This is a genomic window from Salinibacter pepae (assembly GCF_947077775.1).
GTDB classification, from domain to species: domain Bacteria; phylum Bacteroidota; class Rhodothermia; order Rhodothermales; family Salinibacteraceae; genus Salinibacter; species Salinibacter pepae.
Genome location: NZ_CAMTTE010000001.1, coordinates 1,619,341 through 1,631,224 on the forward strand (window position 1 = coordinate 1,619,341; position 11,884 = coordinate 1,631,224).

At 69.0% G+C, this 11,884-nt stretch carries 13 protein-coding genes and 1 pseudogene; 2 read left to right on the top strand and 12 right to left on the bottom strand.

Going from position 1 to position 11,884, the window contains the following annotated elements:
* Positions 1 to 22: 22 nt before the first annotated feature.
* The 10 genes and pseudogenes from OJA40_RS06715 to OJA40_RS06760 form a co-directional block, all read right to left on the bottom strand.
* Positions 23 to 712 (bottom strand): kinesin, encoded by a 690-nt coding sequence (locus tag OJA40_RS06715; protein WP_263809754.1) that lies wholly within the window; start codon positions 710 to 712, stop codon positions 23 to 25.
* A gap of 8 nt (positions 713 to 720) precedes the next feature.
* Positions 721 to 1,182, bottom strand: a complete 462-nt coding sequence (locus OJA40_RS06720) for a flagellar FliJ family protein (RefSeq protein WP_263809753.1) — start codon at positions 1,180 to 1,182, stop codon at positions 721 to 723.
* A 181-nt stretch (positions 1,183 to 1,363) separates the two neighbouring features.
* Positions 1,364 to 2,690 (bottom strand): annotated as a pseudogene (locus tag OJA40_RS15575) (FliI/YscN family ATPase).
* Between the two features lie 39 nt (positions 2,691 to 2,729).
* On the bottom strand, positions 2,730 to 3,329 hold the full coding sequence (locus OJA40_RS06730) for a FliH/SctL family protein (protein WP_263810175.1): 600 nt from the start codon (positions 3,327 to 3,329) through the stop codon (positions 2,730 to 2,732).
* Positions 3,330 to 3,730: 401 nt separating this feature from the next.
* Entirely contained in the window at positions 3,731 to 4,780 is a 1,050-nt protein-coding gene (gene fliG, locus OJA40_RS06735; protein ID WP_208427720.1) for a flagellar motor switch protein FliG, read from the bottom strand.
* Between the two features lie 135 nt (positions 4,781 to 4,915).
* Positions 4,916 to 6,514 carry a flagellar basal-body MS-ring/collar protein FliF gene (fliF, locus tag OJA40_RS06740; protein ID WP_208426644.1) on the bottom strand — a complete coding sequence of 533 codons (1,599 nt, stop codon included), beginning with the start codon at positions 6,512 to 6,514 and terminating at the stop codon, positions 4,916 to 4,918.
* An 85-nt stretch (positions 6,515 to 6,599) separates the two neighbouring features.
* A complete protein-coding gene (fliE, locus tag OJA40_RS06745) occupies positions 6,600 to 6,920 on the bottom strand; it encodes a flagellar hook-basal body complex protein FliE (RefSeq protein WP_208426643.1) in 321 nt (106 codons plus the stop codon).
* A gap of 91 nt (positions 6,921 to 7,011) precedes the next feature.
* Positions 7,012 to 7,332 (bottom strand): hypothetical protein, encoded by a 321-nt coding sequence (locus OJA40_RS06750; protein WP_208426642.1) that lies wholly within the window; start codon positions 7,330 to 7,332, stop codon positions 7,012 to 7,014.
* Between the two features lie 50 nt (positions 7,333 to 7,382).
* The gene (gene flgC, locus OJA40_RS06755; RefSeq protein ID WP_208426641.1) at positions 7,383 to 7,883 is read right to left on the bottom strand and encodes a flagellar basal body rod protein FlgC; all 501 of its coding nucleotides are present in this window, start codon (positions 7,881 to 7,883) and stop codon (positions 7,383 to 7,385) included.
* Between the two features lie 56 nt (positions 7,884 to 7,939).
* The gene (locus OJA40_RS06760; protein WP_208426640.1) at positions 7,940 to 8,278 is read right to left on the bottom strand and encodes a flagellar basal body rod protein FlgB; all 339 of its coding nucleotides are present in this window, start codon (positions 8,276 to 8,278) and stop codon (positions 7,940 to 7,942) included.
* A 316-nt stretch (positions 8,279 to 8,594) separates the two neighbouring features.
* Here OJA40_RS06760 and OJA40_RS06765 point away from each other — a divergent pair, with 316 nt between their 5' ends.
* Together OJA40_RS06765 and OJA40_RS06770 are read left to right on the top strand one after the other, a co-directional pair.
* Positions 8,595 to 9,356: a sensor histidine kinase gene (locus tag OJA40_RS06765; RefSeq protein WP_263810176.1), complete on the top strand. Its 762-nt coding sequence runs from the start codon at positions 8,595 to 8,597 to the stop codon at positions 9,354 to 9,356.
* An 87-nt stretch (positions 9,357 to 9,443) separates the two neighbouring features.
* Positions 9,444 to 10,982: a sigma-54-dependent transcriptional regulator gene (locus tag OJA40_RS06770; protein WP_263810178.1), complete on the top strand. Its 1,539-nt coding sequence runs from the start codon at positions 9,444 to 9,446 to the stop codon at positions 10,980 to 10,982.
* 11 nt (positions 10,983 to 10,993) lie between these two features.
* Here the strand turns inward: OJA40_RS06770 and OJA40_RS06775 are convergent, their stop codons facing one another.
* Both OJA40_RS06775 and OJA40_RS06780 read right to left on the bottom strand, forming a co-directional pair.
* Positions 10,994 to 11,353 (bottom strand): hypothetical protein, encoded by a 360-nt coding sequence (locus OJA40_RS06775; RefSeq protein WP_208426637.1) that lies wholly within the window; start codon positions 11,351 to 11,353, stop codon positions 10,994 to 10,996.
* Between the two features lie 123 nt (positions 11,354 to 11,476).
* On the bottom strand, positions 11,477 to 11,884 hold the full coding sequence (locus tag OJA40_RS06780; protein ID WP_263810179.1) for a flagellar protein FliT: 408 nt from the start codon (positions 11,882 to 11,884) through the stop codon (positions 11,477 to 11,479).

The window sequence follows — 11,884 nt, forward strand, 5'->3', positions numbered from 1 at the left end:
CGGGGCCGATTGAGGAAAAAGGTCAGCGGCCGGGCGACGCGCCCCGGCCTTCGTCTCTGTCGGTCGCCTGCGCGGCGGTCGTGTCGGCGGGCGCATCGTCGCCCCCGACAACCTGATTCACAAACTGTGCCGTCCGCTCCGCCGAGATGGCAGTGAGCAGTTGGGTGCGCGTTCGCCCCGAGGTGCGCTGGTACAGCTCCTTGAGGACCGCCATGTTCACGTTCGCCAGCACGGTCGCGAGCTCCCGCCGGCCCATGCCGAGCAGGGCGTCCTTCAGCTCGCCCACCTTCGCCTCCCGGCTCTCCAGCGACGTGATCTGTGCCTGCAGGGTGTCGGCCTCCGCCTCGGCCGTGCGGAGCTGCTCCTTGAGGGCCCGGAGCGAATCCTGAAGCTGCCCGACGACCGTAAGGGAGTCCCGAAGCCGCGAGACCAGCGAGGACGCCACACGCGTCGAATCGCGGAGCGCGCGCCCCGTCGAGTCGCGGGACGCCCGCGTTGCGGTCGTGTCCGACGACGTCGCGGTCGTGTCCCCGGGCAGGGACGCCTGTCGGGTCGTGTCGCGCCCGGACGCGTCGAGGCTGTCGGCGGACACCCCCGCCGTCTCCGGCGCGATGGACGGCATCAGCAGGTACGCCCCCAGCAGGGCGACCGCGAAGGCCCCCAGCGCCGCGCCCGCAATGAGAAGTCCGTACTTGATCACGGTCGACTGCATGGCCGTCTTTAGAGTAGCGACAGCGCCGCGTCGGTGCGGTCGTGACGAAGCATGGCCTGCTCGTCGAAGAAGGCCTCACTCGCCTTCTTCTGCTCGCGGTCGTGCTGGTCCCGCTCCTGGCTTCGCAGCTCTTCGAGGGCCTCCTCGGCCCGCCGGCGTTCGCGAAGCTCGGCACGGGCCCGCTCCACCCGCTCCCGGCAGGCCTCCACGGCGTCCCGGGTCGCCTCCACGGTCTGACGCGCCGCCTGGCGAAACGCGTCGGCCTGCTGAATGCGGGCCGGGTCTTGCCGGCGCGCCGCGTCCACCCGCCGCCGACACTCCGCCAGGTGATCCCGGGCCTGCTCCAGCGCGTCCGCCTTCTGCTCGAGCGCACGCTCGGCGTCGGCGAGGGCCTGGCGGGCCTTCTCGGTCTCGTGCTGGCGCAATTCCAGCACTTTCTGCAGCGAGAAGCGGAACTTCTTTCCGGGCATTGCCAGGGACGAATGGGGCGACAGAACGCAGTGTGAAGGCGGCCTCGGCGGCGTGCATCCGCCCGGGGACGGTCGGTCCGTCTCCGGCGGCATGCGGACGGGCCGTCGGCCCGCAGGCGCGAGCTCGAACGCGGGGCCCTCCGCCTGCGCACCGTACACAACTCAAAGTTCCTGCCAGCTCCTACTCGGGAATGTCGTCCAGGAGCTGGCGGAGCTGGGTGGACGGGGCCGGATCCGGCGGCGGGGCGTCCACGGACTGCTGCAGAAAGTCGGCCAGCGCCGGGTAGGCCTCCACGGCACGGTCGGTCTCCGGATCGCTCCCCTCCTCGTAGGCCCCCACGCTGATCAGGTCCTCCACCTCCTCGTAGGCGGAGAGCAGTTCGCGGGCCTCCTGCGCGGCGGCCTCGGCCTCCGGGCTCGCCACGCGGGGCATCACGCGGCTTACGCTCTGCAGCACGTCGACGGCGGGGTAGTGGCCCGCCTCCGCCAGCTCGCGGGACAGGACGATGTGGCCGTCCAGAATGCCGCGGGCCGCGTCACTGATGGGCTCGCTCATGTCGTCCCCCTCCACGAGCACCGTAAAGATGCCCGTGATGGTGCCCGCCTCTGCGGGCCCGGCCCGCTCCAGGAGGCGGGGCAGGAGCGCAAACACGCTGGGCGGGTAGCCGCGTCGCGTCGGCGGCTCGCCCACCGCCAGCCCAATCTCGCGCTGTGCCTGCGCCACCCGTGTGATGGAGTCCATCATGAGCAGCACGTCCTGGCCCCGATCGCGGAAGTGCTCGGCGATGGCCATCGCCGCGCTGGCCGCCTTCACGCGGCTCATCGCCGCCTCGTCCCCCGTCACGGCCACCAGCACCGAGCGGCGCAGCCCCTCCTCGCCCAGGTTGTCCACAATAAACTCTCGGACCTCGCGCCCTCGCTCCCCGATGAGGGCAATCACGTTCACGTCGGCCTCGGCCCGGCGGGCGATCATGCCCAGCAGCGTGCTTTTTCCCCCCCCGACCCCGCAAAGATCCCGGTTCGCTGGCCCTTTCCCATCTTCAGAAACGCGTCGATGGACCGGATGCCGGTGGAGAGGGGCGTATCGATGAGGGGACGATCCAGGGGCGACGGCGGGTCGCGATGGATCGGCTCCCGGGCGTCCGTCCCGAGCGGCCCCTTCCCGTCGATGGGGCGCCCCCCGCGTCGATGACGCGCCCCAGGAGGTCGGGCCCGACCGGCACGCTCATGCCCTCGTCGGCGGGCCGGATCAGGCAGCCGGCCTGCAGGCCGTGCGTCTGCTCCATCGGCATGAGGACCGTCGTGCTCTCCTTCACCCCCACCACCTCGGCGCGCACCGTGCGCGTCTCGCCGCCCTCCGCCACGTGGATGCGGCACATCTCCCCCACCGCCGCGTCCAGCTCGCTGGCCTCCACGAGCAGCCCCACCACGGACGTGACGCGGCCGTAGCGCCGGGCCGGAACGGTCGTCTCCCGGATGCGGTCGAGCGAGCGGGCAAGGGCGGGCATGGGGCGCACAAGCGACAAACGAGACAGGTCGGGTGGGCACTACGCCGGGGCGGTGTCGGGGGCCGTATCGGGGGCGGCGTCCGAGTCCGTCGTGGCGCGCCGGAGCTCGCCCCGGAGCGTCTCCAGCACCTCCGCCCGCAGCCGGCGCACGACGCCGGTCGGGGACGAGACGCTCCAGTCCCCCTCTTCGAAGTCGGGCTCCGGCTCCAGGGTGAGCCCCTCGTAGTTTTCCTGCAGGCGCGTTACGAGCCCCGACTCTCGCACCCGCTGGCAGTCGACCGGGTGCAGCCGAATCGTCACCGGGGTGGCGGCCAGCTCGGTCACGGCCTCGATGACCGCCTCCTCCGAGGCCTGCCGCATCGTCTCCGTGAACGGCGCATCGACGATGGTTTCGGCCAGGTCGAGGGTCAGTTCGATGATCGCCGACTCGGCGTCGTCGATGTACGTCTCCCAGAGCTCCTCGAACCGGGCGATGTCTTCCGACAGCTGTCGGCGCGTGTCGTCGAACTCAGCCTGCAGGGTCGCCTCCGCCTCCGCGTAGCCGTCGTCGTAGCCCGCCTCGTAGCCGTCGTCGTGGCCCTCCTCGTACCCTCGGCCCGGCCCGGGCCCTCTACCTTCTCGTCCAGATGTGCCCGCCACTCCGCGTCGGTCCGGGTCGGCTCATTTTCGTCCGGGTGGTCGTCCGCCCCGTCGGTCGGCGGGGCGTCTGTCCCTGTGTCGTCCGGTCCCGAGGGCGCCGCCGGGTCGCTCCCCGATGCGTCCTGCGTCGCGATCTCGTCCGGGCGCACCGTGACCGGCTCGGGCGACCGCCCGGCCTCCCCCGCCCGCAGGACGCGTCCCTGGGGCGCCGCGCCCCCGGCGGCGGGTCCGCGTCGTCGTGCTCCGCCTCCGCCACCTGCTCGGCGGGAATGCGGTCGGCCCCCTCCGCGAGCACGTCCTCGTCGAGCGAGACGGACGTCACGTCCGATGTGTCTGTGTTTTTAATGACACGTCCCATTTCGTGTGCAGGCCGGCAATGCAACAGAACAGCGAAGGGGCCGCTACTCGATGACCGCCTCTTCGGAGGCGCTGGTCAGCGCGATCTCATCCTTCTCTTCGAGCTCCTGCGCGATCTCCAGGATGCGGTTCTGGGCCTCCTCAACGTCGCTCACCCGGACGCGGCCGAGCAGCTCGATCTCCTCGTCGAGGGCCTCGGCCACCCGGTCGCTCACGTTGCGCATGACCTTGTTTTGCAGCTCGTCGGAGGCGCCCTTGAGGCCGAGGGCCAAGTCTTCCTGGTCCACCTCCATGAGCAGCTTCTGAAGGTCCTCCGCCCGAATTTTCGTCAGGTCGTCGAAGACGAACATGAGGTTCTTGATGTCGGAGGCCAGTTCCTCGGAGCGGTCCCGGAGGTTGTCGAGAATGTTTTTCTCGGAGGAGCGGCTCGTCGTGTTCAGGATCTCGGCGGCCTGTTCGATGCCCCCCATAACGCTCGTCTCGGCGCCGATGACGGACCCGAGCTGGTTCCGAATGACCTCCTCGATGTCGTTGATCATCTCGGGGGAGGTGTTGCCGATCGTGGCCAGGCGGTACATGATCTCGCTCTGCAGATCCTCCTCCAGCCCCGAGATGATCTCTGCGGCCTTGCGGGGGTTGAGGTGGGCAAGAATGAGCGCGGCGGTCTGGGGGTGTTCGCGCCGCAGGAAGCCGGTCAGCTGGTCCGTCTCAACCGTCTGCAGGAGGTGGAACGCCGACACCTCCATCGCCGCCTCCACCCGCATCATGACCTCTTCGGCCCGGCGGTTGCCCAGGGCCTCGTTGAGCACCTCGCGGGCGTATTCCACACCGCCCTTCGTTACGTAGTCCTGAGCGCGCGCCACGTCCCGGTACTCCAGGAGCACCTCCTCCACCAGCTCGCTGGGGGCGTTGCGCATGCGGGCCACCTCCACGGACACCTTTTCCACCTCCTTGTCGTTGAGGTGCTTGAGGACGTCGCTGGCCGTGTCCACGCCGAGGGCGATGAGGAGCGTGGCGGCCTTCTGGGCCCCGGTCAGGTCCTCCGGGTCGTCGGGGAGGGCGGTGCCCGGGGCCCCCTCCGGGCTTGGGCTCATCGCCCCGCCCCCTTCCCCCCACCCCGGACGGGTCCGTGGGGGTCATCGGCTCGTCGGCAAACGGAGATGCAGAAGATCCCATGGTCTGTAAGCGGCAAGCAAAAAGCGTAGTGCGACGGGAGGGCGGGCGGGGCGCTACATGGTTTGATCCTCCACGAGCCAGGACCGGATCAGATCGGCGGTCTGCTCGGGGTTTTCTTCGACCTGGTCCTGAATCTCCTCGAACATCTCACTCCGGGCCTCCAGGCGCGCCTTGGCCTCGTCGGAGAGCTTGTTGGTGTACATGTCGTCTTTGACCAGGCTCTCTTCCTCCTCCTCGGTCTCCTGGAGGGCGGCGGGGCCGTCTCCCTCCTCGACCGCCCCGTCCGCCGTCCGCCCCTCGACCTGACGCGATTCGGCGGCCTGGAGCGGCGTGGGCTGCTCCTCCGGGGTCGCGGTGAGGGCCTGCACGAGCGAGCGGGCCACCCAGACGGCCGCCCCAATCGCCACGAGGATGAGCCCGTACCGCAGGTATAGCCGCATCGGGGCCTCCCCGCCGCCGTCTCCGGCAGCCGGCCCGGCCCGCCCGGCGTCGGTGGTGAGGCGGGTCTGCTGAATCGTGAACCGGTCCCCCCGCTCCTCATCGAACCCAACGGCGTTCTTGACGAGCGACTCGATCTTGGCAATCTCCTCCTGGCTGCGCGGCTCGTACGTGGGCTCCCCGTCCGGCCCCGTCGTCCGTTCCTGGTCGACGACCACCGAGACCGTCAGCCGGCTCACATCCCCCACGCTCTTCTCCGACCGCTTCGTGGTGCGGCTCACCTCGAAGTTGCGGACGACCGAGTTCGAATTGCCCGCCTCGTCCCCGCCGCCCTCCTCCCGCATCCGCTCCTCGCTAACGACGGTGGCGCTCTCGGGGTCGACGAGGTCCTTCTCCGTCACCGTGCGGTCGAAGTCGAGCTCCGTGGAGACCCGAACGACGGCATTGTCCGGCCCCACCACCTTCCGGAGCATCGACTGCCCCTGCTTCATGAGCTGCTCCTCCACCGACCGCTGCATGTCGATCTGCGTAGAGGTCATCTGCACGTTCTCGTCCGCGGCGTTGGGGTCGGACAGCATGGTTCCGTCCTGGTCGATCACCTTCACCTGGGAGGGGCTCAGCTTCTCCACCGCGCCCGCCACCAGCTGGGTGACCCCCTGCACCTGCGCCTGCGCCAACGACCCGCCCGCGAGGCTCAGGACGACCGAGGCGCTCGCCTCCACCTGCTGGGCCTCAAACGGATCGTCCTCCGGCTCCACGAGGTGCACGCGCGCACTCTCCACCTGCCCGATGCTCGACACCGTCCGGGCCAGCTCCCCCTCCAGCGCGCGCTTGCTGTTGAGCTTCTGCATGAAGTCCGTCATCCCGAGCGTCCCCTGGTCGAACAGCTCGTACCCGGTCTGCCCGTCGTCGATGGTGCCGTCCGAGCTGAACTGAAGGCGCAACTCGTGCATGGAGGCGCGCGGGACGTACACCGCCGCGCCCTGATTGCGGAGCTCGTAGGGCGTCCCCTCCTCCTTCAGCCGGCTGACCACCCGGTTGGCCGCCTCCGGCTCCAGGTCGCCAAAGAGAAGCGCGTAGTCGGGCTGGCTCGACCAGTAGGCCGTGCCGACGAGAAGGGCAATCGTCCCGACCGCCAACAGCCCGAGCCCCACCTGCTGCCCGGTCGAGAGGCGCCCCAGAAATTGCTGAATGCGGGCGAGAAACGTCTCCATTCGTGGCAAAAACAGCACTAGCACAACGCGAATCCCCAGCCCTTTCACGTCGGGGCGGAGGCCCCGACTGCAGTGTGCGGGTCGTCTAGATCTGCGTCTGCATCAGCTTCTGGTAGGCCTGGAGTCCTTTGCTGCGCACCTCGTTCATGAGCTCGAACTGAAGCCGAGCCTGGTTCATCGAGATCATCACCTCGTGCAGGTCCTTCTCCTCCCCCGCCACGAAGGCGCTTACCTTCTCGTTGGCCGTGTCCTGCGCCTCGTCAACCCCTTCGACCGCGTTCTCGAGCGTGTCGCTGAAGCTGGGGCCGTCGGTCGCCTCGTCCAGGTTGGGGAGATCGTCGCCGCCCCCCTCATCCGTCTGCTGGATGGCGGCCTGGCGGTAATTTTGGAGCTGTGCAGCCTTCATGGCCGTTCGGGGGTCTGTCCGTCGAGTGCGGGGCGTCGTTCCACAAGGAGTTCCAAAAGGACCTGTGCGTGCGGCGGGGGCCGGCGGGGCGTCACCCGGTCACGTCGAGGTTGCCGCCGACGGCGTTCGGATTGACCGTCTGCGCGCCCCGCCCGCGCCCGTAGAGCCGCATCGACAGCTCCGGGTCCTCCGGAAAGTTCTCCTCGATGGCTTGGCGCTCCTGCGTAGTGAGGGCGTCCTCGGAGGCCTCCTGGGTCGCCGCGGCGTCCGGGGCCTGCTGCGCCTCGGAAGATTTCTCGGCGCCCGAGGCAGATTTTTCGGGCCCCGAAGCGGCGCCGGACGACTCCTGCGACGGATTGACGCCCTGGGTGTAGGCCGCGCGGCCGGCCGCGGAGGAACCAATTGTGTTCATGGGAAACAAGGCAACGCGTGCAAGACGACGACGAGGGGGGGCGCGGCGGCTCAGATCTCGAAGGTGCGCTGGGCCATGCTCTTGGTGGCCTCCACCGCCGAGAGGTTGGCCTCGTAGACGCGGTTGGCGGACGTCATCCGGGCCATTTCCTGGGCGACGTTCACGTCCGGGTAGTGGACGTAGCCCTCCTCGTCGGCGTGCGGGTGGGAGGGGTCGTACTCGAGGCGCTCCCGCTCGATCTCCTCGATCTCGGTCTCAGGGCCCAGGGTTCCGGTGGCCTGCTCCGGCGGGAGCGAGGCCTCGCGCAGGTGCCGGGCATTGGTGCTGCGCAGTTCGAGCTGCGGGTCGAGCCCCCCTCGGTTCAGGCGCTCGTAGTCCGCGTTGTCGACCTCCTGCACCGCCCGCTTAATCCGGAACGGGTCCCCGTCCTCTGTGCGCGAGGTGGTGGCGTTGGCGAGGTTCTCCGTGGCGGCGCCCAGCTTGCGGCGCTGGGCCTCCAGGCCGCGGGCGGCGGTCTTCATCGCGGGGAGAAACTGGCTTCCGATCGGCATGGGCAGGGCGTGCTTCTAGGGGATTTTAGGGGAAAGGGGCGCGGGGATCGCGGCGGCTACCGCGCGCTTCCGGTGATGCCCATTCGCATGAGGTCAAAGTGCTCGGTAAGCGCCCGCGAGGCCAACCGCGTGCGCATCTGCGTGTCCGTCAGCGACATGAGCTCCTCCTCGAGCACGGGCGCCTCGTCTTCCACCTCCGTGTCGGGCTCCACCTCCGACTGCTCCCGGAGGCTGCCCGAGTGCCGACGCACGTCCTGCAGCTCCTCTTCGAAGGAGACCGACATCCGGTCGTATCCGGGCGTGTCGATGTTTGCGAGGTTGCTGGACGCGGCCCGCCGACGCTGGGCGTAGGCGGACATCGCGTTGCGCAGAAGGCGAACCTGTGTGGTTTCCATGGCCGAATCGGTCCTGCGGGGAAAGCGCGTCGGGTCTACAATCCAATCAAGCACCGTGCCATGACCGTGGCACTCTGGTGCACCCATCAAGAAATCTGTTATCGGCGAATCCGCCTCCGTGTTAAAATGGAAGGCGTCCTCGGAGAAGGTGGGAAATATTTACACCAACCCGTGGCCCGGATGGCCCCTGCCCCCCCGCCAGACACGCCGTGCGGACCGGTGGCCCGCCTTGAGAAGATGCGGGGCCGGGGTCGGCGTACGGTTTGCGGCCCCAAGAACCACCGCGTTGCCTCCCTTCATCGCCCCCTTCCCGTCCATGCCTCCCGACACGTCCCCCGAGCGCACCTCGGTCCCGACCCTGGAGGTCCCGTCCACCCCGAGCGGGGCGGAGCCTCCCGACGCCGCCGAGGGGGCGTCGTCTCCGGCGGACGGACACGACGAGGCCCTGAAGCACCTGACGTCGGTGCTCACCCGCCACCTCGCCCCCCTCGCGAACACGATTGCCCGCCACGCAGATCGGCTGGTGGATGCGCCCGACCCGAAGCGGCGACGCGAGAGTGCAATGGACGTGCTGGCGGCCTCCGCCCAGATCGACGACCTGCTGGCGGCCCTCCGTCACTACAGCCGCCCCGTCGACGCCTCCGCGCAGCGCGTGCCCGTGTCCGATGTGGTGGAGGACACGATCGGCCTGCTCGACGACACGGCGCAGACGCGGGTCCGGATGAAGGTGGAGCCCGAGGCCGACGCCCCCATCGACGCGGACCCGGCCCTGCTCCGACAGGCCCTGCTCAACCTGTTGCAGAACGCCCTGGAGGCCACGACCGTCCCCGAAACGGTGCTTCTGCGCGCCGCCCGCACCGACGCCGCCCCCCAGGTCGCGTTCGAGGTGTGGAACGACGGAGAGATTGAGCTCGACGACCCGTCCGTGGTCTTCCAGCCGTTCTATTCCGCCCGCCCGCAGCACCTTGGGCTCGGGCTCCCCATCGCGGCCCACATCGCCGAGCAACACGACGGCGCGCTCCGGCTCTCCACGAACAGCGTCGCGGACGGGGGGACCTGCTTCACCCTCCAGGTCTGAGGTTCGACCGTCCGTCCACAGGGGCGCGTCCGTCTCGCGTCCCGGCCCCCCGTGCAGCACACGTTCACCCCACCGACCCCGCCAAGCATGAACACAACCGCACCCACGTCCCCTGCGACCACCTCTCCGCACATTCTGGCCGTCGACGACGAGGTCATGCTCCACGACGTCTTCGAGCGCCTCTTCCCGCGCGAGGGGATCGAGGTGACGGCCTGCTCAAGCGGCACAGAGGCAATCGAGCTGTTGGAGGAGGCCGCCTTCGACCTCGTCCTGGCCACCCACCAGATGCCGGGGCCCAACGGCATGGAGCTGCTGGACCACATCCAGGAGCACCACCCGACGGTGCGCGTGATCCTGCTCTCGGACCAGGACAACGCGCAGAACGCCGTGCGGGCGATGCAGAAGGGGGCCGCCGACTACATTCCGAAGCCGTTCTCGACCGACGAGCTCGTGGACCGCGTAAAGGGCCTCCTCGAGAAGCCGGCCCCGTCTGCGCAGCCGGGCAGCCTACCGGGCGGCGACTCCGCACCCGGCGCCGCAAACGTGACCTCGGCCGACGGGGCCCCCACCGGCCGCCCCGACGACCCGGATCTCTCGACCAGCTCCTCGCTCTTTTCCCAGGACGGGGCGCCGGAGAGCGACGCCCAGTTCGTCGGGGCGCACGAGAGCATCCAGCACCTCAAAACGATGGTGCCGCGGGTCGCGCAGAGCGAGGCCCCGGTGTTCATCCACGGGGAGAGCGGGACGGGGAAGGAGATTCTCTCTCAGCTGATTCACGACCGGAGTGCCCGCGCCGACGCGCCCTACGTCCCCATCAACTGCGCCGCCCTGCCGAGCGACCTGGTGGAGAGCCACCTGTTCGGGCACGTCGAGGGGGCGTTCACCGGCGCGGTGGACGACATGGAGGGGGCGTTCGAACGGGCCGACGGGGGGACGCTGCTCCTCGACGAGATCACGGAGATTGACTGCGGCGTCCAGGCGAAGCTCCTGCGCGTGCTGCAGGAACAGCAGTTTCAAAAGGTGGGCGCCTCGGAGAAGAAAGAGGTGGATGTGCGCATCGTCGCCACGAGCAACCGGGACCTCAAAGAAGCGGTGGAGGAGGGCGCCTTCCGGAAAGACCTGTACCACCGCCTGGCGGTCTTTCCCCTCCACGTGCCGCCCCTGCGGGGCCGCCTCTCCGACATTCCCCTGCTGGCCGAACACTTCGTGGAAAAATACACCGCCCAGTACGACCTTCCGGACAAATCGCTGTCGGGCGGGCTGCTACAGCACTTTCAAACCCACAGTTGGCCCGGTAACGTGCGGGAGCTTGAAAACATGATCCACCGGGGCGTGGTGATGGCCGCCGACGCGGACACCATCACGAAGGAGCACGTCCTGAACGCGTCGTTCACGCGGGACGGGGCCGCCGCCGACGCGGAGGGGGACGCGGGGAGTGCGACGCTCACCCAACTGGCAGACGGAGACGGCCCGCCAACCATTGCCGAGATGGAGCGCAAGCTCATTCTACGCACCCTCTCGCAGGAGGACGTAAGTCAGAAGCGCGCCGCCGAGAAGCTCGGGGTTAGTGCGCGGACCATCCGCAACAAACTGCAGGAGTACCGGGAGGACGGGTTCTCAATCTAGGGTCGGCTCCGTTAGCCGAAGAGCTCGGTGAGGGAGGAGGCCACCTCCTCGGTCACGTCCGGCTCGGTGAACCGCCCGTTTTCGACCTGCTCCTGAAGCTCCGTCCGCCGCTCCTCCGAGAGCGACGCCTCTTCGTTCAGGGCCTGCCGGCCGCGCTCCACGAGCGCCACGTCCTCGCCGCTCAGGCGCTCCTGGGCGGCCCGCGCCGCGTCGGAAATCTCGACCTGGTCGGTGCCGGCGGCGTCGGTCGTCTCGGGCGACTGCTCCGACGACGCCTCCTCCGCGTCTGCGGCCTGCTGCGCCTCACCGATGTTCTCGTTGCGCGCCGAGTCCGGCTGCAACGGCCCGATGGATGGGTTCTGAATGCTCATGGGCTCAAGCGCTATTTACGAAGGATGAATATTGGGGCCCCGTGCCACAAACGACTGCCGTCTCGCAGATGGTTATCGGGGGGAGTGCGGCTTTCTTAAGTTAAGAAAACATAAACCGGGCGGCTATCCGCTGAATTCAGGGGGGAGCACCCCGTCGTGCCCGGCTCGGTCCGAGGTCGAGGATGCGGTGTGGTCGTCGTACGAGTCGTTCGCGCGCCGCAGTCGCTGTAGCTGATTGAGCTCCGCCTCGATCTCGTCTTCTCGCTCCCGGAGCTGCTCCAGAAGGGCCTCGTGCTGGTCGGCCAGGGCCTTCCGCTTTCGTCGAAGCGCGCCGCCCGCTCGATTCACCTCCGAAGGTGTGGACGGGGACGCATCGGCGTCCGTTCCCGTGTCCGCCGCCAGGCGATCAATGAGCCGCGCGCGCCGGTCGAGCAAATTCGCCACGCGCTCCCAATCGTCGGCCTCTACCGCCTCGGCGATGCGCTCCCCAAGGTGGAGCAGAGCGTCGAGATGGTCGGCGGGCGCGGCCAT